Origin of the sequence: Yinghuangia aomiensis, from assembly GCF_039542225.1 — a bacterium.
GTDB lineage: Bacteria > Actinomycetota > Actinomycetes > Streptomycetales > Streptomycetaceae > Yinghuangia > Yinghuangia aomiensis.
Window position 1 is genome coordinate 89,889 of record NZ_BAABHS010000009.1, and the last position, 24,973, is coordinate 114,861.

The 24,973-nt window shown below is 71.4% G+C and carries 21 protein-coding genes; 10 read left to right on the forward strand and 11 right to left on the reverse strand.

From position 1 onward, the window contains the following. Positions 1-141 precede the first annotated feature (141 nt). The 4 genes from mca to ABEA93_RS14240 all read left to right on the forward strand — a co-directional run bounded on the left by mca (position 142) and on the right by ABEA93_RS14240 (position 4,886). Positions 142-1,017 carry a mycothiol conjugate amidase Mca gene (gene mca, locus ABEA93_RS14225; RefSeq protein ID WP_345675859.1) on the forward strand — a complete coding sequence of 292 codons (876 nt, stop codon included), beginning with the start codon at positions 142-144 and terminating at the stop codon, positions 1,015-1,017. 127 nt (positions 1,018-1,144) lie between these two features. Beyond that, complete coding sequence (locus tag ABEA93_RS14230) at positions 1,145-1,408, forward strand: hypothetical protein (protein WP_345675860.1); 264 nt, start codon at positions 1,145-1,147, stop codon at positions 1,406-1,408. Positions 1,409-1,477: 69 nt separating this feature from the next. Then, positions 1,478-3,526, forward strand: a complete 2,049-nt coding sequence (locus ABEA93_RS14235; protein WP_345675861.1) for a thioredoxin domain-containing protein — start codon at positions 1,478-1,480, stop codon at positions 3,524-3,526. Positions 3,527-3,641: 115 nt separating this feature from the next. After that, positions 3,642-4,886 carry a glycosyltransferase 87 family protein gene (locus ABEA93_RS14240; RefSeq protein WP_345675862.1) on the forward strand — a complete coding sequence of 415 codons (1,245 nt, stop codon included), beginning with the start codon at positions 3,642-3,644 and terminating at the stop codon, positions 4,884-4,886. A 40-nt stretch (positions 4,887-4,926) separates the two neighbouring features. Here ABEA93_RS14240 and ABEA93_RS14245 read toward each other — a convergent pair whose 3' ends face one another. From ABEA93_RS14245 to trhA, 3 genes are all read right to left on the reverse strand, one after another. Next, positions 4,927-5,568 (reverse strand): TetR family transcriptional regulator, encoded by a 642-nt coding sequence (locus tag ABEA93_RS14245; protein ID WP_345675863.1) that lies wholly within the window; start codon positions 5,566-5,568, stop codon positions 4,927-4,929. A 59-nt stretch (positions 5,569-5,627) separates the two neighbouring features. Next, positions 5,628-7,199 (reverse strand): DHA2 family efflux MFS transporter permease subunit, encoded by a 1,572-nt coding sequence (locus ABEA93_RS14250; RefSeq protein ID WP_345675864.1) that lies wholly within the window; start codon positions 7,197-7,199, stop codon positions 5,628-5,630. A 239-nt stretch (positions 7,200-7,438) separates the two neighbouring features. Beyond that, positions 7,439-8,110 carry a PAQR family membrane homeostasis protein TrhA gene (trhA, locus tag ABEA93_RS14255; protein ID WP_345675865.1) on the reverse strand — a complete coding sequence of 224 codons (672 nt, stop codon included), beginning with the start codon at positions 8,108-8,110 and terminating at the stop codon, positions 7,439-7,441. Between the two features lie 240 nt (positions 8,111-8,350). Here trhA and ABEA93_RS14260 point away from each other — a divergent pair, with 240 nt between their 5' ends. From ABEA93_RS14260 to ABEA93_RS14275, 4 genes are all read left to right on the forward strand, one after another. Continuing rightward, positions 8,351-10,174, forward strand: a complete 1,824-nt coding sequence (locus tag ABEA93_RS14260; protein ID WP_425584957.1) for a phosphoenolpyruvate carboxykinase (GTP) — start codon at positions 8,351-8,353, stop codon at positions 10,172-10,174. A 204-nt stretch (positions 10,175-10,378) separates the two neighbouring features. Further along, entirely contained in the window at positions 10,379-11,140 is a 762-nt protein-coding gene (locus ABEA93_RS14265) for an isoprenyl transferase (protein ID WP_345675867.1), read from the forward strand. Positions 11,141-11,462: 322 nt separating this feature from the next. Next, positions 11,463-12,779: an RNA 5'-3' helicase PhoH2 gene (phoH2, locus tag ABEA93_RS14270; RefSeq protein WP_345675868.1), complete on the forward strand. Its 1,317-nt coding sequence runs from the start codon at positions 11,463-11,465 to the stop codon at positions 12,777-12,779. A gap of 488 nt (positions 12,780-13,267) precedes the next feature. Next, positions 13,268-13,969, forward strand: coding sequence for an aggregation-promoting factor C-terminal-like domain-containing protein (locus ABEA93_RS14275; protein ID WP_486394307.1), 702 nt, complete (start codon positions 13,268-13,270; stop codon positions 13,967-13,969). A gap of 412 nt (positions 13,970-14,381) precedes the next feature. Here the strand turns inward: ABEA93_RS14275 and ABEA93_RS14280 are convergent, their stop codons facing one another. Continuing rightward, the gene (locus ABEA93_RS14280) at positions 14,382-15,542 is read right to left on the reverse strand and encodes a steroid 3-ketoacyl-CoA thiolase (protein ID WP_345675870.1); all 1,161 of its coding nucleotides are present in this window, start codon (positions 15,540-15,542) and stop codon (positions 14,382-14,384) included. Positions 15,543-15,620: 78 nt separating this feature from the next. Here ABEA93_RS14280 and ABEA93_RS14285 point away from each other — a divergent pair, with 78 nt between their 5' ends. Further along, a complete protein-coding gene (locus tag ABEA93_RS14285; protein ID WP_345675871.1) occupies positions 15,621-17,063 on the forward strand; it encodes a TetR/AcrR family transcriptional regulator in 1,443 nt (480 codons plus the stop codon). A 138-nt stretch (positions 17,064-17,201) separates the two neighbouring features. Here the strand turns inward: ABEA93_RS14285 and ABEA93_RS14290 are convergent, their stop codons facing one another. Beyond that, positions 17,202-17,732 carry an alkyl hydroperoxide reductase gene (locus ABEA93_RS14290; protein WP_345675872.1) on the reverse strand — a complete coding sequence of 177 codons (531 nt, stop codon included), beginning with the start codon at positions 17,730-17,732 and terminating at the stop codon, positions 17,202-17,204. A gap of 2 nt (positions 17,733-17,734) precedes the next feature. After that, positions 17,735-18,286: a peroxiredoxin gene (locus ABEA93_RS14295; RefSeq protein ID WP_345675873.1), complete on the reverse strand. Its 552-nt coding sequence runs from the start codon at positions 18,284-18,286 to the stop codon at positions 17,735-17,737. A 140-nt stretch (positions 18,287-18,426) separates the two neighbouring features. On the opposite strand from ABEA93_RS14295, the gene ABEA93_RS14300 reads away from it, so the two are divergent. Continuing rightward, on the forward strand, positions 18,427-19,347 hold the full coding sequence (locus tag ABEA93_RS14300; protein WP_345675874.1) for a hydrogen peroxide-inducible genes activator: 921 nt from the start codon (positions 18,427-18,429) through the stop codon (positions 19,345-19,347). 1 nt (position 19,348) lies between these two features. On the opposite strand, the gene ABEA93_RS14305 is transcribed toward ABEA93_RS14300, so the two are convergent. The 5 genes from ABEA93_RS14305 to ABEA93_RS14325 all read right to left on the reverse strand — a co-directional run bounded on the left by ABEA93_RS14305 (position 19,349) and on the right by ABEA93_RS14325 (position 24,959). Further along, on the reverse strand, positions 19,349-20,515 hold the full coding sequence (locus ABEA93_RS14305; RefSeq protein WP_345675875.1) for a MalY/PatB family protein: 1,167 nt from the start codon (positions 20,513-20,515) through the stop codon (positions 19,349-19,351). 51 nt (positions 20,516-20,566) lie between these two features. Continuing rightward, positions 20,567-21,247, reverse strand: a complete 681-nt coding sequence (locus tag ABEA93_RS14310) for a ribonuclease FAU-1 family protein (RefSeq protein ID WP_345675876.1) — start codon at positions 21,245-21,247, stop codon at positions 20,567-20,569. A gap of 55 nt (positions 21,248-21,302) precedes the next feature. Then, the gene (locus ABEA93_RS14315; RefSeq protein ID WP_345675877.1) at positions 21,303-22,712 is read right to left on the reverse strand and encodes a class II fumarate hydratase; all 1,410 of its coding nucleotides are present in this window, start codon (positions 22,710-22,712) and stop codon (positions 21,303-21,305) included. An 82-nt stretch (positions 22,713-22,794) separates the two neighbouring features. Continuing rightward, positions 22,795-23,460 (reverse strand): LutC/YkgG family protein, encoded by a 666-nt coding sequence (locus ABEA93_RS14320; RefSeq protein ID WP_345675878.1) that lies wholly within the window; start codon positions 23,458-23,460, stop codon positions 22,795-22,797. Then, a complete protein-coding gene (locus ABEA93_RS14325; protein ID WP_345676040.1) occupies positions 23,457-24,959 on the reverse strand; it encodes a LutB/LldF family L-lactate oxidation iron-sulfur protein in 1,503 nt (500 codons plus the stop codon). The genes ABEA93_RS14320 and ABEA93_RS14325 overlap by 4 nt, the downstream gene beginning before the upstream one ends. Between the last annotated feature and the right edge of the window lie 14 nt (positions 24,960-24,973).

A 24,973-nucleotide genomic window follows, 5' to 3' on the forward strand; every position in this document is an offset into this window, starting at 1 on the left:
TGGGTACTCCCGCGGATCGGCGTGCGGGTCCGCGGTTTCGCCCGGACCCGCTGGTTCGGCCACTATATGACGGGTCTCCGCAGCACCAGGAGGCCGCCTCCGTCAAGCCCGGGGGCGCGATTCAGGAGGAGCGACTTTTCCGTGAGCGAGCGGCTTCGGCTGATGGCGGTGCATGCGCACCCCGACGACGAGTCCAGCAAGGGCGCGGCGACCATGGCGCGGTACGTCCGCGAGGGCGCCGAAGTCCTGGTCGTCACCTGTACCGGCGGCGAACGCGGTTCGGTGCTCAACCCCAAACTCCAGGGCAACCCGGAGATCGAAGAGAACATCCACGAGATCCGCCGCGCCGAGATGGACAAGGCGCGCGAGATCCTCGGCGTCGACCAGGCCTGGCTGGGTTTCGTCGACTCCGGGCTGCCCGAAGGCGACCCGCTGCCGCCGCTGCCCGACGGCTGCTTCGCCGTGCAGCCGGTCGAGAAGGCCGCGGAACCGCTGGTACGCCTGATGCGGGAGTTCCGCCCGCACGTGGTGACCACGTACGACGAGAACGGCGGCTACCCGCACCCGGACCACATCCAGACCCACCAGGTCAGCGTGGCCGCGTTCGACGCCGCCGGGGACCCGGACGCCTACCGCGAGGCCGGCGATCCGTGGCAGCCCCTGAAGCTGTACTACAACCAGGGCATCAGCAAGGCCCGCATCGAGGCGCTGCACGCCGCGATGCTGGCGCGCGGCCTGGAGTCGCCCTACGGCGAGTGGCTGGAGCGCTGGGGCGACCGCCCCGAGCGCGACATCACCACCAAGGTGCCGTGCGCCGACTACTTCGAGCTGCGCGACCAGGCGCTGATCGCGCACGCCACCCAGGTCGACCCGGACGGCTTCTGGTTCCGCATCCCGCTCGACGTGCAGCGCGACGTCTGGCCCACCGAGGACTACGAACTCGTGCGGTCGCTCGTCGACACCGAGCTGCCCGAAGACGACCTGTTCGCCGGAATCCGCCAGGCCGCCAAGGCCTGACCGGCCCGTTCCCCGAACGAGCGACACGACGGGCCGCGGTGCGGCCGCCCCTCTTTCCGTTTCCGCCATCCCGGATGCGACCCTGGAGGGGCGGCCGCACCGCGCCCTGTCGACTGGAGGACCCCCCATGACCCCGATCGCCCTGCAGTTCGCCTTGGAGGATGACAAGGTCGCCCCGGGCCTGCTCGGCTTCACCGTCGTCGCCGTCATCGCGGCGGCCACGTGGCTCCTCCTCAAGTCGATGACCAAGCAGCTCAAGCGCGTCGACTTCGAGGAGAAGACGCCCGACCGCACCACCGCCGACCGCACCGGCGACGGCGACGGGGCAACCGGCGACTCGGCGAACAGCGACGCGGACCACCGCGAGCCGCAGGGCAACGGCGCCAAATAGCCCGCCCGGCGGCGCCTTGCGGCGGGTGCGGTCCGCGGAGCGGGCCGCCGCTGCTGCGAGGATGGCCCCATGGCTAACCGTCTCGCCGGATCGACCTCCCCGTACCTGCTCCAGCACGCCGACAATCCCGTCGACTGGTGGCCGTGGGGGGAGGACGCGTTCGCCGAGGCCCGGCGGCGTGGGGTGCCGGTCCTGCTGAGCGTCGGCTATGCCGCGTGCCACTGGTGCCACGTCATGGCGCACGAGTCGTTCGAGGACGACGAGGTGGCGGCGTACCTCAATGCGCACTTCGTCGCGGTGAAGGTGGACCGCGAGGAGCGTCCCGACGTGGACGCGGTCTACATGGAAGCCACCCAGCGGATGACCGGCCAGGGCGGCTGGCCGATGACGGTCTTTGCCACGCCCGACGGTGAACCGTTCTACTGCGGCACGTACTTTCCGCCGGCCGCGCGGCACGGGCTGCCGGGCTTCCGGGAGCTGCTGGAAGCCGTCGTCGACGCGTGGGAGAACCGCCGCGACGACGTGTTGGCGAGCGGGGCCAAGGTCGTCGAGGAGCTGAGCAAGCCGCATACGCCGCCGGCCGGCGATCCGCCCGGGGCCGACGAACTCCACGCGGCGCTCGTGCTGCTCACCCGCGAGTACGACGACGGCCGCGGCGGCTTCGGCGGCGCGCCCAAGTTCCCGCCGTCGATGGTGCTGGAGTTCCTGCTGCGCCACCACGCGCGCACCGGCTCGCAGGCCGCGCTCGACATGGTCGAGCACACCTGTGCGGCCATGGGCCGCGGCGGCATGTACGACCAGCTCGGCGGCGGCTTCGCCCGCTACTCGGTCGACGCGGACTGGGTGGTGCCGCACTTCGAGAAGATGCTCTACGACAACGCGCTGCTGATCCGCGCGTACACCCACCTGTGGCGCGCCACCGGGTCCTCGTTCGCCCGCCGGATCGCGTTGCAGAGCGCCGACTTCATGCTCCGCGAACTCCGCACTCCGGAAGGCGGGTTCGCGTCCGCGCTGGACGCCGACAGCCCGGACGCGGACGGGCATTCGGTCGAAGGCGCGTTCTACGTCTGGACCCCCGACCAGCTCGCCGACGTGCTCGGCCCGGTCGACGGCGCCTGGGCGGCCGGCCTGTTCGGCGTCACCGACGCGGGCACCTTCGAACACGGCACATCCGTCCTGCAGTTGCGAACCGACCCGGACGACCCGGCCCGCTACGGCGCGGTGCGCGAGAAGCTGTTCCGCGCTCGCGCCGACCGCGAGCCGCCCGCGCGCGACGACAAGATCGTCGCGGCCTGGAACGGCCTCGCCATCGCCGCACTCGCCGAAGCGGGCGCGCTGTTCGACCGCACCGACCTGGTCGAGGCCGCGATCGCCGCGGGCGACCTGCTGGTGAGCGTGCACCTGGGCGCGTCCGAGAACGAGGACTGGGGCGACCGGCTGGCCCGCACGTCGCGCGACGGACACGCCGGCCCCAACGCGGGCGTGCTGGAGGACTACGCGGACGTCGCCGAGGGCTTCCTGGCGCTGTACGCCGTCACCTCCGACGACGCGTGGCTGACCTTCGCCGGGGTGCTCCTCGACGTCGTGCTCAGCCACTTCGCCGACGCCGACGGCGGGTTCCACGACACCGCCGACGACGCCGAACAGCTGTTCCGGCGGCCCCAGGACCCGACCGACAACGCGACCCCGTCCGGGTGGAGCGCCGCCGTCGGAGCGCTGCTGTCCTACGCCGCCTACACCGGATCCGCGCCGCACCGCGAAGCCGCCGAACGCAACCTCGGCGTCGTGCGGGCCTTGGCCCCGCAAGCCCCGCGGTTCGCCGGGTGGGGCCTCGCGGTCGCCGAAGCGCTGCTCGACGGGCCCCGCGAGATCGCCGTCGTCGGACCGTACGACGACCCGGCCACCCGTGCCCTGCGCCGCGTCGCGCTGGCCTCCACCGCCCCCGGCGCGGTCGTCGCGGTCGGCGCCCCCGACGAGGACACGGTGCCGCTGCTGCACGACCGCACGCTGCGCGACGGACGCCCGGCGGCGTACGTATGCCGCCACTTCACGTGCGAGGCACCGACGACCGACGCGGACGTGCTCGCGGCGCAGGTGGGGGCCCGGCAGGACGACTGACGGCACCGTCACCCGAACGGCCGACCGCACGCCGCTCGGCTTCTGCGATCCGGGTGCACTCCGGCTAGTGTCGGGCACCGGCAGAGCGGGGGACGGTCGGCTGATATGGGAATCCATGTCCGGGCAAGGCAAAGCGCTTCGCGGGACACCCCGCACCTGGTGGGACGACCTCCGCGGCCCCGGCGCCCCCGCCCCCGCCGCGCTGGCCTTCCTGGTCGTCTCCATCGCGATGTACCTGATGGTGCGCGGCCTCACCAGGCCGTCCATGGTCGACCTGCGCGTCTACCGCATCGAGGGCGCCGCGGTCGCCGCCCACGCCGACCTGTACGGCCCGCTCCCCACCCCGCACGGACTCGCCGCGACGTACCCGCCGTTCGCCGCGCTGCTGTTCACCGGCCTGATCCTGCCGCCGTACGAAGCCCTGCGCATCGCCGTCATCGCGCTCAACATCGTCCTGCTCCTGGCCGTCGCCGCGCTCTCCTGCCGCCTGGTCGGTGTCGACGGCCGCCGCCGCGCCACCGTCGTGGCCACCGCGACCGCGCTGGGGATCTGGGCCGAACCAGTCTTCACCACGTTCCGCTACGGCCAGATCAACCTCGCGCTGCTCGCCCTCGTGCTCTGGGACTTCACCCGCCCGCCGGACGCCCGCACCCGCGGCATCGGCATCGGTCTCGCGGCCGGCCTCAAAGTCACCCCGGCGATCTTCATCGCCTACCTGCTGCTCACCCGGCGCTTCCGGGCGGCCGCCGTGTCCGCGGCGACGTTCGCCGCCACCGTCGCGATCGGCCTCGCCGCGCTGCCGGACGCGTCCCGGCACTTCTGGACCGAGCTGCTGTTCGACACGGACCGGGTCGGCCGCCCGGAGAACGCCGCGAACCAGTCGATCCAGGGCCTCGTCGTGCGGATGAGCCACACCCGCGACTTCGCCCATGTCTGGCTGCTGCTCGTCGCCGTGGCAGCCGTGGCGGGCATGGCCTGCGCGGTCTTCGCCTACCGCCGCCTCGGCGACCGGTGGGGCCTGCCCGCCGTCGCCGTCACCGGGCTGATCGCGGCGCCGATCGCCTGGACGCACCACTGGGTGTGGTGCGTCCCGTTCGCCGTCCTGCTGTGGGCCGACGCGCGCCGCTGGCTCGCCGCCGCGGCGATCTTCTGGACGTTCGCGGTCTGGGCCGTCCCGCACGCCAGTTCGCTCGAACTGGATTTCGCGCCGTGGCAGATCGCGCTGTCCGCCTGGTACGTCCTGTTCGGCGTCGGCTTCCTGGTCCTCGTCGCGCACCTGGCCCACCGCGCGGGCCCGACCGCTCCCGGGACCCCGACGCCGGCCCGGACCGAGGCACCCGCGCCGGTCGGGCCCGCCTGACCCCTTGGTCCGGACCCGGTGTGCCGCCCCCGACCCGAGGTCAGTACCCGCTCAGCGCCGACTCCAGGAAGTCCAGCGCGTCCTCCATCACTTCGGACGGGCTGCCCACACAGCCGGCTTCCGCCCACGCCAGCATCGCCTCGTTCAGCGCGCCGCCGACGGCCGCGGCCGCGTACCGCAGGTGCCGGTCGGCGCGGCTGCGGCCGGTGCGCTCCGCGTACAAGTCGGCGAGCAGCCGCCAGCCTTCGGTCTGCTGCTGCGCGCTGCGCGCCTGCAGCGCCGGCACGCTGACCAGCAACTGCATCCGGGTGACCATCTCTTCGCGCTCGGTCTCCATGAGGACCTTCAGCGGCCCGATGACGGCGCTGCGCAGCGTCTCGATGAACGTCCGGTCCGCCGGGCTCTCCCGGATGAGCCGCTCGATGACCGGGTCGTACTCGTCGGTGAGCACGACGTCCTCCTTGGTCGGGAAGTACCGGAAGAACGTGCTCGGCGACACTTCGGCCGCCTCGGCGATCTGCTCGATCGTCGTGGCGTCGTAGCCCTGCTCGCGGAACAGCCGGTACGCCTCGCGCCGGATCGCCTCGCGGGTCCGCCGCTTCTTGCGCTCCCGCAGGCCCAGCGGGGGCTCGTCGAGGAGCGCGCGGGCCTGCGGGTCGGGGGCGGGGGCGTTCGAGGTCATACCGGCAATTCTCGTGGACCGTCCGCAGCCCGACCAAGCACGTCCCCGCCCGCGCGCCATCAGGCGTGCACCGTTTCCGACGCGGAACCCGAGGCCGCGTCCTCCGCCGCCTCCGCGGCGGGCGCCTGCTCGGCGCCTTGCCCCTTACTGCCCGGCAGGAATGCCGCCACCAGCGCGCCCGCCACGATCGCGGCGATCCCGCAGGCGATCAGCACCACGTCCATGCCGTGCACGAACGCGTCGCGGGCGTGCGCGAGGAGCGCCGGGTCGCCGGTGCGCTGCGCGATCTCCACGGCACTGGCGACCGAGTCGTTCGCGGGGCCGGACACGTCGAGCCGGCCGGTGTAGGCGCCGGCCAGGATGCTGCCCAGCATCGCGACGCCGAGCGCGCCCGCGACCTGCTCCAGCGTCTGCATCAAGGCCGATCCGACGCCCGCGCGTTCCGGGGAGAGGGTGGCCAGCACCGCGTCCATGCCGGGGATCATCGCCACACCGAGGCCGAACCCGATGATGCCGAGCCAGACGGCGGTGAACGCGTAGCCGTCCGACGGGCTGCCGGTCGCGCCGAGGAAGGCGCCCGCGGCGAGGAGCAGCATGCCCGTCGGGATCACTCCGCGGAACCCGAACCGCGCCACCAGCGGGGCGCTCACTCCGGCGGACGCGAGCAGCCCGCCCATCAGCGGCAGCAGCCGCACCCCGGTGCCGAACGCGCCCTGCCCGTCGACCGCGGCCAGCCGCTGCGGCAGCACGAACAGCACGCCGACCATCACGAACGACGGCACGACCGCCGCCAGCGAACCCCACAGGAAGTTGCGGTTGCGGAACAGCGAGAAGTCGATCATCGCGACGCTCCGCCGGGTCTCCCGCAGGACCACCGCGCCGATCAGCGCGAGGCCCGCGGCGATACCGCCGAGCACCACCAGGTCGGTCCACCCGCGCCGGGCCGCCTCGTTCGCACCGAACACCAGGACGGCGAGCCCGCCCGCGGCCAGCACCGACGTGACCGGGTCGATCTTCTTGGCGGCGGGGTCGCGCGATTCGGGCAGCCACAGCGTGGCGGCGACGATCGCCGCCACCACCAGCGGCACGTTCATCAGGAACACCGAGCCCCACCAGAAGTGCTCCAGCAGCGCTCCGCCGACGATCGGGCCGAGCGGCAGCCCGAGCGCGGTCGCGGCCGCCCACACCCCGATGGCCTTCGACCGCTCCTCGGGCGGGAAGACGCTCGGCAGGATCGACATCGACAGCGGTGTCACCAGCGCGGCGCCCGCGCCCATCGCCGCCCGCGCGGCGATCACCTCGCCGACCGAGCCCGCGAAGACGCCCAGCAGCGACGCCGTGCCGAACAGCGCGAGGCCGGCCACGATCAGGCGCTTGCGGCCGAACCGGTCGCCGAGCAGCCCGGCGGGGACCAGCGCCGCGGCGAACACCACGACGTAGCCGTCGACGATCCACTGAAGGTCGCCGTTGTCCGCGCCCAGCGCGGTGGCCATCGACGGCAGCGCCACGTTGAGGACGGTCGAGTCCAGCCCGAGGACCAGCACGCTCGCCGCGAGCGCCGCGAGCGCCCACCAGCGGCGGGGGTGCGCCTGCTGTGCGGTGTCTGTCGTTGTTGCGCCTGCCTGTGCCATGTCTGCCTCCCGACAGTCCCGGTGCTCCCGGTGCTTCTGCATGCGGCTATGAAATGAGAGTAGCTGTCAAAAGATGGTGGCCGTCAAGAGATTCAAGCTCTCACATGGTGGTGGCATGCAAAAGACAGGCAAAAGGCCGAGGCCCGCATCCCTGGGGATGCGGGCCTCGGCCTGCGGTGGATCGAGTGGATCGAGTGGGCTGGTCGGCGCGGTCGGATCGGGCGGCGCCGCGTCCCGGGTCAGTGCGTGTACGCGACCATCGAGACGCCGATGTAGTGCGTGGTGAACGCGGCCAGCGTGAAGGCGTGGAACACCTCGTGGAAGCCGAACCAGCGCGGCGACGGGTCGGGCCGCTTGAGCCCGTAGACCACCGCACCCAGGCTGTACAGCGCGCCGCCGACGATGATCAGCACGAGGACGGCGACGCCGCCTTCGCGCAGGAAGTCGGGGATATAGAAGACCGCCGCCCATCCGAGGGCGACGTAGACCGGGGTGTAGAGCCATCTCGGTGCGCCGAGCCAGAAGACCCGGAAGCAGATGCCGGCGATCGCGCCGCCCCAGACCACCCACAGCAGCGGCGAGTCCACGCCGAACAGGATGATCGAGAATGGGGTGTAGGTCCCCGCGATGATCAGGAAGATGTTCGCGTGGTCCAGGCGGCGGAGTACGGCTTCGCCGCGCGGCCCCCAGTTCCCGCGGTGGTAGAGCCCGGAGGTGCCGAAGAGCATCGCCGCGGTGAGGGCGAAGACCGCACAGGCGATTCTCGCCTTGGTGCTGTCCGCGATGCTCACGAGCACGATGCCGCCGGCCACCGCCACCGGGAAGGTCCCGGCATGCAGCCAGCCGCGCAGCTTGGGTTTGGCCCGGGCCAAAGCGGCGCCGGGCGCCATCGCGTGTACGTCCGCACTCATGCGGGAAGTGTACTTACGGGGACGTAAGTTACTCGTAAGTAGGACGTGAAACACATCACGGAATATCCCGCGTCGACCCGGGTTTCCACGCAGTTCTTTGGGTCATCCGTCCGGTTTGGGGGCACAACTTCCCGGCAGGCCCCCTCCCGCCCGATCCGGCCGTACGGGTGAAGCGTTAAAATCCCCGCAACCCTCAACCCCGACGCCGGGGGCTCGCCGTCCCCGGCGCGAAATGGAGCGATCGTGGCGTACGAGGCCCTTGGCCTGGACAAGGCCCCGACGAAACACAGTCAGCTGATCGAATGGGTGCGCGAGATCGCCACGCTCACCCAGCCGGACCGGATCGAATGGTGCGACGGTTCCGAGGCGGAGTACCAGCGCCTCGCGGACCTGCTCGTCGAAAAGGGCACGTTCAAGAAGCTCGACGATGTGAAGCGTCCCAACAGCTACTACGCCGCGTCCGACCCTCGGGACGTCGCGCGTGTGGAGGACCGGACGTACATCTGCTCGGAGAAGCAGGAAGACGCCGGCCCGACGAACAACTGGGTCGCCCCGGCCGAGATGCGCGCCAAGTTCGGTGAGATCTTCGAAGGCTCCATGAAGGGCCGCACGATGTACGTCGTGCCGTTCTGCATGGGTCCCCTCGGCTCCCCGCTGTCGGCCTACGGCGTCGAGATCACCGACTCCGCGTACGTTGCGGTCTCCATGCGCACCATGACCCGGATGGGTCAGCCCGTCCTCGACATCCTCGGCGAAGACGGCGACTTCGTGAAGGCGGTGCACACCCTCGGTGCGCCGCTGGCCGAAGGCGAAGCCGACGTGCCGTGGCCGTGCAACGAGACCAAGTACATCTCGCACTTCCCCGAGGCCCGGGAGATCTGGTCCTACGGTTCGGGCTACGGCGGCAACGCCCTGCTCGGCAAGAAGTGCTACGCGCTCCGCATCGCCTCCGTCATGGCCCGCGACGAGGGCTGGATGGCCGAGCACATGCTCATCCTCAAGCTCACGCCGCCGTCCGGCGCCGAGCCGAAGTACGTCGCGGCCGCGTTCCCCTCCGCGTGCGGCAAGACCAACCTCGCCATGCTCCAGCCGACCGTTCCCGGCTGGAAGGTCGAGACGATCGGCGACGACATCGCCTGGATGCGCTTCGGCGCCGACGGGCGGCTGTACGCGATCAACCCCGAGGCCGGCTTCTTCGGCGTCGCGCCCGGCACCGGCGAGGAAACCAACGCCAACGCCATGAAGACCCTGTGGGGCAACGCGGTCTTCACCAACGTCGCGCTCACCGACGACAACGACATCTGGTGGGAGGGCATGACCGACACGGCGCCCGCCCACCTGACGGACTGGAAGGGCAACGACTGGACCCCGGCCTCGGACGTGCCCGCCGCACACCCGAACGCCCGGTTCACCGTGCCCGCGTCGCAGTGCCCGACGATCGCCCCCGAGTGGGAGGACCCGGCGGGTGTGCCGATCTCGGCCATCCTGTTCGGCGGCCGCCGCGCCAGCGCGGTCCCGCTGGTCACCGAGTCCTTCGACTGGCAGCACGGCGTCTTCCTGGGTGCGAACGTCGCGTCCGAGAAGACCGCGGCCGCCGAGGGCACGGTCGGCGAGCTGCGCCGCGACCCGTTCGCCATGCTGCCGTTCTGCGGCTACAACATGGGCGACTACATGGGGCACTGGCTGAAGATCGGCCAGAGCACCGACGCGGACAAGCTGCCGAAGATCTACTACGTCAACTGGTTCCGCAAGGACGCCGACGGCAAGTTCGTCTGGCCGGGCTTCGGCGAGAACAGCCGCGTGCTCAAGTGGATCGTCGAGCGCCTGGAGGGCATCGCGGACGGCGTCCAGACGCCGATCGGCGTCCTGCCCACCAAGGACGCGCTGGACCTCAAGGGCCTGGACCTCTCGGAAAGCGAGCTGGAGCTGCTGCTCAGCGTCGACCGGGAGGTCTGGAAGCAGGAGGCCGCGCTGGTCCCCGAGCACTTGGAGAAGTTCGGCGCGCACACGCCGCAGGCGCTGTGGGACGAGTACAACGCGCTCGTCGCCCGCCTCGACGCGTGAGCCGGTAGATCCGCGAGCAACAACCGCGAAGGCCCCGCCGGTATACCGGCGGGGCCTTCCGCGTACCGTGAAAGCAGAGGCGCGACACGCGGAGTCTTCACCGACTCTTCACGCTGCACCGCCGGTCGGGTGATTCCTGCCGGGCGCACGCGGGAGTAGGGTTTCCGGGCGCGAGTGATCCATAGGACGGAGGAGCAGGTGGACATGAGCCTGCGGGACCTCGCCTACGGCGCTTACGGCCGACGCATCGAGGCGTCCCTCGACCCCGGCGACGTCCCCCGCCACGTCGGCGTCATTCTGGACGGCAACCGCCGCTGGGCCAAGGCCTACGGGCACCGCGCCGCCGACGGCCACCGCAAGGGCGCCGACAAGATCCACGAGCTGCTCGGCTGGTGCGAAGAGGTCGGCGTGGAGGTGGTCACCCTGTGGCTGCTCTCCACGGACAACCTCAACCGCCCGCCGGAGGAGCTGACCGATCTCATGGAGATCATCGAGAACGCGGTCCGCGACCTGGCCGCCACCCGCCGCTGGCGCGTGCACCCGGTCGGGGCGCTCGACCTGCTGCCCGAGCACACCGCCGGAGTCCTCAAGGAGTCCGAGCAGGCCACCGCGGACATCGACGGCGTGCTGGTCAACGTCGCGGTCGGCTACGGCGGCCGCCGCGAGATCGCCGACGCGGTGCGGTCGCTGCTCCAGGAGCACGCGGGCCGCGGCACCTCGATCGAGGAGCTGGCGGAGGTGCTCGACGTCGAACACATCTCCGAGCACCTGTACACGCGCGGCCAGCCGGATCCCGACCTGGTGATCCGCACATCGGGTGAACAGCGGCTGTCCGGATTCCTGCTCTGGCAGAGCGCCCATTCGGAGTTCTACTTCTGCGAGGCTTTCTGGCCGGACTTCCGCAAGGTCGACTTCCTGCGGGCCTTGCGCGACTACGCAGTGCGCCACCGGCGTTACGGAACCTGAACGGCGTACGCCACCCCCGCGCGACACAGCGAATTCCATGCTGATACCCCGTCGGACCTGCATGTGAACACCCGGCAAATGATCGCGCGGATTGTGTTGCGACGCATCCGGTAGGGAATAACTCCGCCAGACCCGGCGGTCATCCGCCGGGTATTGCAACGCAGATGACACCCCGTCATCTGCCAGGGAGGCCCTTCCGTGCGGATACTGCGCCACGTTCCACGGCGACAGGAGGGCCAGGCACCCGGCCCTCGGGCCGGGTCCTGGACTCCGAGCGATCAGGGCGCCGGTGCGCGCGCCCTGAAAGGGGGCGAGGCATTCCGTGGCCACGAACCAACGCCGTGCTCCGCAGCGCCGCACGTACGTCCTTGACACGAGCGTGCTGCTTGCGGACCCCGCCGCATTCTTGCGGTTCGACGAGCACGAAGTGGTCCTGCCCGTCATCGTGATCACCGAGTTGGAAGCCAAACGGCACCACCCCGAACTCGGTTACTTCGCCCGGCACGCGCTGCGCAGCCTTGACGAACTGCGCACCCGCTACGGCCGTCTGGACTGCCCGATGCCGATCGGGGAGGCCGGCGGCACGCTCCGGGTGGAGTTGAATCACATCGACGCGACGGTCCTCCCCCCGGGCTTCCGGCTCGGCGACAACGACTCGCGCATCCTGGCGGTGTCGCGGCACCTCCAGGCCGAGGGGCACGACGTGACGCTCGTGTCCAAGGACGTCCCCATGCGGGTGAAAGCGTCCGCGGTGGGTTTGAACGCCGAGGAGTACCGCGCCGAACTCGTCAACACGTCCGGCTGGAACGGCATGGCGGAGCTCCAGGTCGCCGCGTCGGACGTGGACGATCTGTTCGAATGCGACAAAATCACCCTCGACGAGGCGGCCGAGCTGCCGTGCCACACCGGCCTTGTGCTGGTGAGCGAGCGCGGCAAGGCCCTCGCCCGGGTGACGCCGGACAAGCGCGTCCGGCTGGTGCGCGGCGACCGCGAGGTGTTCGGCCTGCACGGCCGCAGCGCCGAACAGCGCATTGCGCTGGACCTGTTGCTCGATCCCGAGGTCGGCATCGTGTCGCTGGGCGGCCGGGCGGGCACCGGCAAGTCCGCGCTGGCGATGTGCGCGGGCCTGGAAGCCGTCCTGGAGCGCCGCCAGCACCGCAAGGTGATGGTGTTCCGCCCGCTGTACGCGGTCGGCGGCCAAGAGCTGGGGTACCTGCCCGGTACCGAGAACGAGAAGATGAGCCCGTGGGCGCAGGCGGTCTTCGACACGCTGTCCGCGGTCACCACCGCGGACGTCATCGAAGAGGTCGTCGGGCGGGGCATGTTGGAAGTGCTGCCGCTCACCCACATCCGCGGCCGTTCGCTGCACGACGCGTTCGTCATCGTCGACGAGGCGCAGTCCCTGGAGCGCAACGTGCTGCTGACCGTGCTGTCGCGGATCGGCAGCAACTCCCGCGTGGTGCTCACCCATGACGTCGCCCAGCGCGACAACCTGCGGGTGGGGCGGCACGACGGCGTGGTCGCGGTGGTGGAGAAGCTCAAGGGGCATCCGCTGTTCGCGCACATCACGCTGACCCGATCGGAGCGTTCGCCGATTGCCGCGCTGGTGACCGAGATGCTGGAGGATTTGCCCGGATAAGGGGCCGAACACCCCTGTGCCGTACGACCGGAAGGCCCGCCGCCGGCGGGCCTTCCGGCTTGTCGGCGTTCTTCCTGGGCCGCAGCTGGGCGCCGGCTGGACGTTGCCGGGGAAAAGGTTCGAGCGTAATCCCGGTCACAACTGCCGCGCGGAAGAACCGTTTTGTTGCCCGTCTTTACGCTGCTGTGACGTTCGACACGCGTGCGGAAATTGCCTTGGCGGGTTGTCCTGCGGCACGCTCGTTGACTTGTAGGACCCCGCGTACGGCTTGGTGTGCCCCGTTGTCGGGTGCACACACCGGCGAGAACTCGCCGTAGCTCCACGCAAACTGAACAGCTCGACGCCGTACGCCGCCCGAACGCAGTGCCCGCCTTTCGGGGCGAGCCGGGCCAGAGCCTCCCGTGACCAGCACGAAGGGGAGGCCCGCGACCAAGGGGTGAGGCACGTCTGCCGCCGTCAGGCGACGGACGACTGCGGAAGGAATTTGTGTGAGCCGGGTTTCGGTCCGGGGGATAGCCGTGGCCTCTGCCACGGCCGTGACGGCGGTCGGCGCCGTCGTCGGTATCACGGGTACCGGCGCGGGGACCTCCAACGCCCAGACGGTCGACACCGCGAGCACCACCACGAAGCTCCTCGACGTGCCGGGCACCGCCCAGGTGCAGCAGGTCAGCTCCGGTGTTCTGACGCAGGCGGACGCGCAGACCGCCGCCTATGACGAGGCCCAGCGTGCCGCGGCCGAAGAGGCCGCGCGCATCCAGGCCGAGCAGAAGGCCGCAGCCGACAAGGCCGCCGCCGACAAGGCCGCGGCGGAGAAGGCCGCGGCCGACAAGGCTGCCGCGGACAAGGCCGCCGCCGACCGCGCGAGCCGCTCCGACACGCGTACGCCGGTGGGCAGCGCCGCGACGGGCGACCCCAAGGCCATCGCGCGCAGCATGATGAGCGCGACCCAGTTCCAGTGCTTCAGCAACATCGTGGAGCGCGAGAGCGGTTGGAACTACAAGGCGACCAACCCGTCTTCGGGCGCCTACGGTCTGGTCCAGGCGCTGCCGGGTTCGAAGATGGCCTCGGCTGGCTCGGACTGGCGCACCAACCCCGAGACGCAGATCAAGTGGGGCCTGAGCTACATGAACAGCCGGTACGGCAGCCCTTGTGGCGCTTGGTCGTTCTGGCAGTCGCACAACTGGTACTGAGCCGGACCCGGCGCGCCCCGCTGCGGGGCGGCGCCGTCCGGCGGCCGCGAGAACGGGCCTGGCTGCCCGTCTGAGCGCACGACGAGCCCCGTCCGGCCCCCCTGAGGGATCCGGGCGGGGCTCGTCGCGTAGACGCGTTGTCTGCGGTTTTCGGCGCGTACCGGTCGGGGCGCTTCTCGGGGTGCCGGTCCGGTCGTCCGCCGGGGTGCTTCGCCGTGGACCGGGGGTGGTGACCAGCGCACCGCCCGGGCCGGGTGAGGCGTGTGCGCCGCGGGGGAAGGAAGCCCGAGGCGTACGAAGACGTAGCTACCCGGCGCGGTGGGGAGTAAACCGGACAACTGAGCGAATGCCCGGCGAACGCGCCGGACCCGGCGCGCCCTGACGGGCGGCCGGGTCCGGGGGAGCGTTCAGGTCAGATGCGCTCGATGATCGTGCCCGAGGCGTTGGCGCCGCCCGCGCACATGGTGACCAGCGCGGTGCTGCCGCCGGTGCGCTCCAGCTCGGACAGCGCGGTGGTGAGCAGGCGCGCGCCGGTCGAGCCGACCGGGTGGCCGAGCGCGATCGCGCCGCCGTTGACGTTGAGCTTGTCCATGTCCGCGCCCTGCACCTTGGCCCAGGACAGCACGACGGAGGCGAAGGCCTCGTTGACCTCGTAGAGGTCGATGTCCGACAGCTTCATGCCGGACTGCTTGAGCAGGCGCTCGGTGGCGTCGTTCGGGCCGTCCAGGTGGTAGTACGGGTCGGCGCCGACGAGGCACTGGGCGACGATCCGGGCGCGCGGGCGCAAGCCGAGCGCGCGGGCCTTGTCCTCGTCCATGAGCAGGATCGCGGCGGCCCCGTCGGAGATCTGCGACGAGTTGCCCGCGGTGTGGATGCCGTCAGGGACGACCGGCTTGAGGTTCGCGAGGGCTTCGCGGGTGGTGTCGCGCAGGCCCTGGTCGACGGAGACGGTGCGGGTCTCGCCGGTGGGCTTGCCCTCGGCGTCCAGGATCGGCGCCTCGACCGGCACGACCTGCGACGCGAAGCGGCCTTCCTCCCACGCGCGCTTGGCGTTGGCCTGCGAGCGGAAGCCCAGTTCGTCGACGTCGGCGCGGGTGATGCCGCGGTTCTTCGCGATGCGCTCGGCGGAGGTGAACTGGTCCGGCAGATCGATGTCCCAGTCGGACGGCTTGGAACTCTGCCCAGGGCGGGCGCCGTGGCCGAGCGGGTTGCGGCTCATCGACTCGATGCCGCACGCGACGCCGGCGTCGATGGCGCCGGTCGCGATGAGGCCCGCGATCAGGTGCACCGACTGCTGGGCGGAACCGCACTGGCAGTCGATGGTGGTGCCGCCGGTGCGGTGCGGCAGGCCGCCGTAGAGCCAGGCGTGCCGGACGATGTCGCCCGACTGCTCGCCGGACTGGGTCACGCAGCCGCCGATCACCTGGTCGACCAGCTCGGGGTCGATGCCGGAGCGCTCGACGACGGCGCGCTGGGCCTTGCTCAGCAGTTGCAGCGGGTGCAGCCCGGCGAGGTGGCCGTTGCGCTTGCCGATGGGGGTGCGTACCACCTCGACGATGACGGGGTTGCCCACGGAGTGGCTCCTTTGCTCGTCCGGGCTGCCGGCCCCCGGATCGCCGGATCGGGTGGTGCGCGCCGACAGGCTTCCACGATGCGATTCTATGACTTGGTCAAGGATATCCCCGCTCACGGTACGGCCCGTCGGCGGTACCGACAAGCCCCGGTTCGCCCGGGTGACGGAATTCGCAGGTCCACACCACTGCCGCGAGCCCCGCGGACAATTACGCTTAGTAGCGTGAACAGCGAGACGGGGGAAAACCCACGGGGCGCGCGTGTTCGGCCCTCGGACCGCCGTTCCCAAATCCTGCGGCACGCCGGGGCGCTTTTCGCCCGGCAGGGTTACGGCGCGACGACCGTGCGTCAGATCGCCGACGCGGCCGAACTGTTGTCCGGCAGCCTTTATCACCACTTCCCTTCCAAGGAAGCGATGCTGCTGGACATCATGGAGGACGTCATTGCCGACGCCCTGCGCCGCTATCGCGCGGCGGTTCGTACGACAACCGACCCGATTGTTGCGCTCCGTAATCTTGTTCGAGGGACGCTCGCGCTGATCCAGGCAAATCCGGACGGCACGATCGTGAGCGTGGGCGAGGGCCGGCGTCTGGCGAGGACGGAACGTTTTTTCTGGTTGGCGGACCGCACGGCCGAGGCCTCCGGGCTGTGGGTGGAAGCCGCCCGCGACGGGTGGGAGAAGGGCGTATTCCGGCCGGACCTGCCGCCCGAGGTGGTCGCGCACCTGCTGCAGAGCACCGCGTGGTCGATGGCGCAATGGCTGCGTTCCGGCCGGGTGTTCGACCCCGACGAGGCCGCGGACCGGATCGTGGACGGGTTCGTGCGCGGCATCGCGGTGCCGGGCGCCTACCAGTCGCGCGACCTCGGCGCGGTGCTGGCCGCGGCGCGGCCGTCGTGCCCGGGCGGCGGCATCGATCCCGCGCTGCTGGTGCCGGTGCCCGCGCGGATCGTCTTCGAGGGTTCCGACGCGCGCACGCGCATCATGGTCGCGGCGAGCGGGCTGTTCGCCCAGCAGGGCTTCGCGCGGACCACGACGCGGCAGATCGCGGAAGCGGCCGGTGTCCCGGTGGGCAGCCTCGCCCACCACATCGGCAGCAAGGAGCGGCTGATCTCGGAGATGCTGGCCGAGTTCCTCGACGAACTCCGCACCGGCTTCGCGAAGGACGCCGCGGACGCGGCCGGACCGGTCGAGCAGATCGGCGCGTTCATCGTGCGGACCGTGCGGATGCTGGCCGAGCACGGCGTCGCGTCGGTGATACAGCTCAACGAGTCGGCGATGCAGGAGCTGCCGCGCCGCGAGCTCGACGCGCTGTTCGGGCATGTGTCGCGGACGTGGCGCGGGGCGGTGGAGGACGGCATCCGGGCCGGGGTGTTCCGGGCCGAGGTGGACCCGGACTTCGCGCACCGGGTGATCCGCACGGCGATCTCCGCGGGCAGCGGGGTGTACCAGGCGATGGGCGTGCCGGACGTGCCGGGGCTGTACCAGGAGATCGTGCTGGCGGGGGTCGGCGCGCGGCGCTGAGCGGGCCCGGAGCGGCCGGTGGCGGCGCCGGGTCTTCAGGGGGTGTGAGGGCCTGCGAGGGCCTGCGGGTGTACCGGAAACGCGAACAGGCGGTACGGAGGAGTCCTCCGTACCGCCCGTCCGGTGTGTGCGGGTGCGTCAGCCGATGACGGCTTCCGCCTCCAGCGTCGCGCCGACCGCGTTGATCACCGCGGCGATCTTGATCGCCTCCTGGACCGTCTCGCGCGGCAGGCCTTCCTTGCGGAGGACCTGCTCGTGCGACTCCAGACAGCGGCCGCAGCCGTTGATCGCGGAGACCGCGAGCGACCACAGCTCGAAGTCGGCCTTCGGGGCGCCCGGGTTGGCCATGATGTTCATGCGCAGCCCGGCCCGCAGGTTGCCGTACTCCGGGTCGCCGATGAGGTGCATGGCCCGGTAGTAGACGTTGTTCATCGCCATGATCGCCGCCGCGGCCTTGGCCGCGTCGAACGCCTCGGGCGACAGGTGCGTCTTGGCCTCGGGCTCCAGCTCGCGGAGCACCTTCGGGCTGCGCGACGCGATCGCGCAGGCCAGCACGGTGCCCCAGAGCGTCTGCTCGGGGAGCTTGGAGTTGCCGACGACGGAGCCCAGGTTGAGCTTCAGGTCCTTGGCGTACTCCGGCAGCTCGGCCTTGAGGACGTCGAGACCCATGGTCAGCCCGCCATCAGCGCGGCGGCGTCCAGCGTCTCCGCGCCCTTCTGCCAGTTGCAGGGGCACAGCTCGTCGGTCTGCAGCGCGTCGAGGACCCGCAGGACCTCCTCCGGGTTCCGGCCGACGGAGCCCGCGGTGACCATCACGAACTGGATCTCGTTGTTCGGGTCGACGATGAAGACCGCGCGGTCCGCGACGCCGTCCGCGTTCAGCACGCCGCAGGCCTCGGCCAGCTCGCGCTTGAGGTCGGACAGCATCGGGAACGGGAGGTCGTTCAGGTCCGGGTGGTCCTTGCGCCAGGCGTAGTGCACGAACTCGGAGTCGACGGAGACGCCGAGGATCTGCGCGTCACGGTCGGCGAAGTCCTCGTTGAGGCGGCCGAACGCGGCGATCTCCGTCGGACAGATGAAGGTGAAGTCCTTCGGCCAGAAGAAGACGACGCGCCACTTGCCGTCGTGCGACTTGTTGGAGATCTGCTCGAACGCCTTGTCCGCGTCGAGGGACACGACCGCCGTCAGGTCGTACTCGGGGAACTGGTTACCGACAGTAAGCACTGGGTCTCCTCCGCGATGGTGCCCGGCACACTGGGCTCGTGTGCCGTTCGGACGTACGCAGGTCACCGTGCCATGTTTTCATTGATCAGAGAAATAGAGTGATCCTGATCATTTGATAGGGAGTAGTTATCAGTACCCGGATGCCGACGATTGCCCAGCTCAGAGCGTTCTCGGCGGTGGCCGACACGCTGCATTTCCGCGATGCGGCGGCCGTCGTCGGGACCAGCCAGCCCGCTTTGTCGAGTGCGGTGGCGGCACTTGAGGAGGCGTTGGGGACTCAGCTCGTGGAACGTACCACGCGGCGTGTCCTCTTGACGCCGGCCGGAGAGCGGGTCGCCCGGCATGCACGGAGAGTGCTCGCCGCCCTGGAGGATCTGGTCGACGAGGCGGAGTCCGCGCGACGGCCGTTCACCGGTCCGCTGCACCTGGGCGTGATCCCGACGGTGGCGCCGTACGTGCTGCCCTCGCTGCTGCGGCTGGTGCGCGCGGAGTACCGCGAACTCGACCTGTACGTGCACGAGGAGCAGACCCACTCGCTGCTCGACGGCTTGGCGGCGGGGCGGCTCGACCTGCTCGTCCTGGCGCTCCCGGCGGGTGTCCCCGGTGTCGACGAAATCCCGCTGTACGACGAGGATTTCACGCTCGTGGTGCCGGAGGGATCGGCGCTCGGCGGGCGGAGCGACGTGCCGCGCGAGACGCTGCGGAACCTCGACGTGCTGCTGCTCGACGAGGGGCACTGCCTTCGCGACCAGGCGCTTGACGTGTGCCGCGAGGTGGGCGCGGGCGAGGCGGGCGCGACGCGGGCGGCCTCGCTGCCGACCCTCGTGCAGCTCGTCGCGGGCGGCCTCGGGGTGACGCTCCTGCCGGAGACCGCGATCAACGTGGAGACCCGGCCCGGGTCGCAGCTGGAAGTGGCCCGGTTCTCGGCGCCCGCTCCCTACCGGCGCATCGGGCTGGTGATGCGGGCGAGCACCGGGCGGGCGGCGGAATTCGGCCGGTTGGCGGCGTCGCTGCGGAACGCGGTGGCGGGGCTGCCGGTGCGGGTGGCCGAGCCGGCCTGAGTCAGCGGCGGACGCTCTCCACGGCAGCGGCCATACGTGCGGTGATCTCGCCGAGGATCGGCCGTGAGGTGGCCAGGTTGAGGCGGACGAAGCCGTCGCCGACCGTACCGAACCGGCGCCCGTCGGCCAGCGCCACGCGGGCCTTCTCCAGGAAGAACGCCGCAGGGTCGGCCAAGCCGAGCGCCCGGCAGTCGAGCCACGCCAGGTAGGTGCCCTCCGGGGCGCGGTGCCCGAGTTCCGGCATGTGCCGGGCCACGGCCTCGTCGAATGCGCGGCGGTTGCCGTCCAGGTAGGCGACGGTGTCGGCGAGCCACGGGCCGCCGTGGTCGTAGGCGGCTATCTGTGCGGCGATGCCGAACGTGGTGGCGCCGTTGCGGGCGAAGTCCGGGATCGACCACCACGTCGCGGCGGTCCCGGCGTCGCCCAGCACGACCTGGGCGCACTTGAGTCCGGCGAGGTTCCAGGCTTTCGAGGCGGACGTCACGGTGACGCTGTGGGCGGCGGCGGAGGGGTGGATCGACGCGTACGGGGTGTGCGTCTCGCCGGGCATCGCCAGCGGGGCGTGGATCTCGTCGGCGATCACCCGGGCGCCGTGGAAGTCCACGACCCCGGCGAGTTCGAGCAGCTCGGGACGGGTGAAGACGCGGCCGACGGGGTTGTACGGGTTGCACAGCAGCACGGTGCGGGACCCCGCGCCGAGGGCGCGCGAGATCGCGTCGATGTCCAGGATCGGCCGGTCGCTCGGCACGTCCGCGGTGGTCAGCGGCACCGGGACGGCCTCCCGGCCGGACCGCGCGACGACGTCGAAGAACGGCGGATATGCGGGCACCGGCACGACCACGCCGGTCCCGTGCGGCGAGAACGCCTCCAGGGCAAGCTCGATCCCGCGGACCACGTCCGGCACCAGGCCGACGCGCGACGGGTCGACATGCCACCCCCACGTCCGCGCCGCGTACGCCGCGAACGCGTCGGGCAGCCCGGTCCGGGCATCCTCGTCCGGATACCCGAAGTCCTGCCGCGCGACCGCGTCGGTGACCGCCTCCCGAACCGGCTCCGCCACCGCGAAGTCCATCTCGGCGACCCAGGCGGCGAGCACGTCCCCCTCGACGGACCGCCACTTCACCGTCCGCCGCCGACGCAACGCAGATATGTCCACCTCGTCATGCATGCGCCTAGTCTGCACGCCTCCGTCGCGGGGACCACAAGCCGACGACTCGACCTATACCGCTTCCGTCGGCGCGGCGGCGGGGACCTCGGCCCAGTTCGCGGGCAGTCCGGGGAGCGGCCAGGCGGGGTCGGGGCGGAAGTCCGGCCACGGGCCGTCGAAGGGCGGCCCCCACGCTTTGATCACGTCGATGGCGCGGTGGCCGTCGGCGTAGATGGCGGCGACGTCGGCGTCGGTGTAGCGGCCCGCGTCGCGGGACGCGGCGAGTTCGTCCTCGTCCTTGAAGTGCCAGCGGCGCTCGGGGGTGACCCAGATGTCGAGGGTGTGGTCCTCGGTGTCGACGCCGCCGGACCAGCGGACGCGGGGGCGTTCGAGGTTCACGTACCAGCCGTTGAGGCGCCACTCCGGGCTCCAGAACAGCCAGACCGACCACGGCTCGTCCGGCCGCGCGAGCATCAGGACGCCGGTGCCGAACCACTCGGCGACCGCCGGGATCCGGCCCGCGCGGAAGCGGCGGTCGATCGGCAGCGCGCGGATGTCGCCGCCGTCCGGGAGGACCGGCTTGATCCGCCGGGTGCCGCCCGCGAGCCAGACGGCGAGCTGGTCCGGGTCGTCGCGCACGACCGTCACCGGGCGGCAGTCGAGTACTTCGCCGTTCCGCAGGTACCGCCACAGGATGTGGTCGCCGGGGGCCCAAGCCTCCGGCCGAGTGCGCTGTGCGCCGTCCGCCGTCATGCCGGGATGGTACGCGGCGGGACGGACGGATGGCGGCGCATTGCCAACTGTTCGGCTAAGGGCGGGTCATGCGCAGCACGTCGAGGGCCTCGTCGAGCTGGGCTTCGGTGAGGCGCCCGGCGGCGACGTGCCCGCGTTCGATCACCACCTGGCGGATCGTCTTGCGCTCGGCGAGGGACTGCTTCGCGATCCGGGCGGCTTCCTCGTAGCCGAGGTAGCGGTTGAGCGGGGTGACGACCGACGGCGAGCTTTCCGCGTACTCGCGCAGGCGCTCGGCGTTCGCGGTGATGCCGTCGATCGTGCGGTCGGCCAGGATCCGCGCGACCGCGGCCAGCAGCCGGATCGATTCGAGCAGGTTGCGGGCGATCACCGGCAGCATGACGTTGAGTTCGAAATTGCCGGCCGCGCCGCCGAACGCCACCGCCGCGTCGTTGCCGATCACCTGGGCGACGACCTGGCCGACCGCCTCGGGGATCACCGGGTTGACCTTGCCCGGCATGATCGAGCTGCCGGGCTGCAGGTCGGGCAGGTGGATTTCGCCGAGGCCGGTGCGCGGGCCGGAGCCCATCCAGCGGATGTCGTTGGCGACCTTGTTGAGGCCGACGGCGATGGTGCGCAGCTGGCCGGACAGTTCGACGAGGCCGTCGCGCGCGCCCTGCGCCTCGAAGTGGTCGCGGGCCTCGGTGAACGGCAGCCCGGTGGCGGCGGCGAGTTCCTCGATGACGCGGGCGGAGAATCCCGGCGGGGTGTTGATGCCGGTGCCGACGGCGGTGCCGCCGAGCGGGAGTTCGGCGACGCGGGGGAGCGACGCTCGGAGGCGTTCGACGCCGTACCGGACCTGGGCCGCGTAGCCGCCGAACTCCTGGCCGAGGGTGACCGGCGTCGCGTCCATCAGGTGGGTACGGCCGGCCTTGACGACCTCGGAGTACTCGTCGGCCTTGCGGCCCAGCGACAGCGCCAGGTGGTCGAGCGCGGGGACGAGGTTGCGGGTCACGGCCTCGGCCGCGGCGACGTGGATCGACGACGGGAAGGTGTCGTTGGACGACTGCGACGCGTTGACGTGGTCGTTCGGGTGCACGTCCCGGCCGAGGCGCTCGGATGCGAGCGTGGCCAGCACCTCGTTCATGTTCATGTTGGACGACGTGCCCGAGCCGGTCTGGAACACGTCGACGGGGAACTCGGCGTCCCAGTGCCCTTCCGCGACCTCGCCCGCGGCCAGCCGGATCGCCTCGGCCACGTCCGTGTCCAGCACCCCGAGTTCGGCGTTGACCTTGGCGGCCGCCGCCTTGATCTGCGCGAGCGCCGCGATGTGCGCGTGTTCGAGGGTGCCGCCGGAGATCGGGAAGTTCTCCACCGCGCGCTGCGTCTGCGCCCGCCACTTCGCCGCCGCGGGCACCCGGACCTCGCCCATCGAGTCGTGTTCGATGCGGTACGCGCCCGTGTCCCGGGCCCCCTCGTCGCTCATCGCCGTGCCTCCGTGGTGCGGTGCTGGTGTACGGGGAACCCGTGCGCCCGGCCGGGTGTTCCCCGGCCGGGCGGGACGGCGGTCACCCCAGGACGAGGACGTGCAGGGTGCGCGGGCCGTGCACGCCCGCGACGCGGATCATCTCGATGTCGACGGTCGCCGACGGGCCGCTGATCCACGTCTGCGGCCGCGTCGGGTCGAGCCGGGCGACGGCCTCGGGCACGGTGCCGACGACTTGGTCCGCACGTACGACGCACAGGTGGTAGTCCGGCAGCAGGGTGAGCGCGCGGCGGCCCTGGTCGGGCCCGGTGTCCAGCACGATGGTGCCGGTCTCCGCGATGGCCAGCGCGCAGCCGGTGGCGACCGCACCGATGTCCTCCAACTGTGTGTCGGACAGCGGCGGATCGTCGACGACCAGTTCGACGCCGGTGGCCGCCAGCCAGGCCAGCCGCCTGTCGAGGTCGGGCACCGCGATCCGGCGGATGCCGGCGAGCGCGAGCAGGTCGTCGGCGGCGGTGATCATGTCGCCGGTCCTGATGTACCGCACGGTCGCGTCGTAGTCCGCGAGCCGGTCGGCGAACACCCCGACGACGTCGGTGCCTTCCTGCCGTTCGCGGCGGTACGTGCGGTCCACCTCGACGCGCTCCGGCGGATGCTGCGCCAGCGCGCCGCGGATACGGGTGAGGATCTCGGACTTGGCCTCGGACGGCAGCCCCGGGTTCGGGGGCGGGGTGGTGGGCGCGGTCATCGCTCGTCCCCGTTCGCCGCGTCGGCCGGTGCGAATCCTTCGGGTTCTTCGTCGTGTCCGCCGGCGGTGCGCTTGTACCAGGAGCGGAAGGACTCCGGCGGCGGCGCCGGGGCGTCGCGGCTGTCCGTCCAGCCCGCCACCGGGCCGGCCAGCAGGTGCGGGATCCGTCTGATGCGGCCCTTGCGGCCGATGAAGTGCCGGCTGAACGACGCGGCGTGCTGGGCGAGTCCGAGCCGCCACGGTTCGCCGAACGTCCACTCCGCGGCGGCCATCGCGGCCTTCTCGGCGGGGTGCGACGGCCCGCGCTTGAGGTCGACCAGTTGGGCGCGCTGGCGGGTGAGGATCGCCGGGATGTCGATGCGGACCGGGCACGCTTCGAAGCACGCGCCGCACAGGGACGACGCGTACGGCAGCGACGCGGTCTGCTCGTCCACCTCGTGCTGGTTGATGCCGCGCAGCTGCGGCGTGAGGATCGCGCCGATCGGGCCCGGGTAGACGGAGCCGTAGGCGTGGCCGCCGACGCGCTCGTAGACCGGGCACACGTTCAGGCAGGCCGAGCAGCGGATGCAGCGCAGCGCCTGCCGCCCCAGCTCGTCGGCGAGGACGTCGGTGCGGCCGTTGTCGAGCAGCACCAGGTGGAAGGTGCGCGGCCCGTCGCCGTCGGTCACGCCCGTCCACATCGATGTGTAGGGGTTCATCCGCTCGCCGGTGGACGACCGCGGCAGCAACTGGAGGAACACCTCCATGTCCTGCCACGTCGGCAGCAGCTTCTCGATGCCCAGCACGGTGACCAGCACGTCGGGCAGCGTCAGGCACATGCGGCCGTTGCCCTCGGACTCGACGACGCACACCGTCCCGGTCTCCGCGACGGCGAAGTTGCCGCCGCTGATCGCGACCTTGGTGTGCAGGAACTTCTCCCGCAGGTGGCGGCGCGACGCCTCGGCGAGGTCCGCGGGCACGTCGGTCAGCCCGGCGGGTGCCGGGGTGCCGGCATGGCGCATCTCGCGCGCGAAGATGTCGCGGATCTCCGACCGGTTCCGGTGGATCGCCGGGACCAGGATGTGCGACGGGAGGTCGTGCCCGAGCTGCACGATCAACTCGGCCAGGTCGGTCTCCCACGCATGGATCCCGGCCGCGGCGAGCGCGTTGTTGAGGCCGATCTCCTGGGTCGCCATCGACTTGACCTTGACGACCTCCTCGGCGCCGTGGCCGCGGACGATGTCGACGACGATCGCGTTCGCCTCGGCGGCGTCGCGTGCCCAGTGCACGGTGCCGCCCGCCGCGGTGACCTTGGCCTCCAACTGCTCCAGGTAGCGGGGCAGATGCGCGAGGACGTCGTCCTTGATGGCGGCCCCGGCGCGGCGCAGCTTCTCCCAGTCGGGAACCTCGCGGACGACCGCGGCGCGCTTGGCGCGGATGGTGTGGGTGGCGTTCCGCAGGTTGGCGCGCAACTGCCGGTTCGCCAGCTCCTTGCGGGCCATGTCGGGAAACGCGGGCATGCCCACGAAGGTGG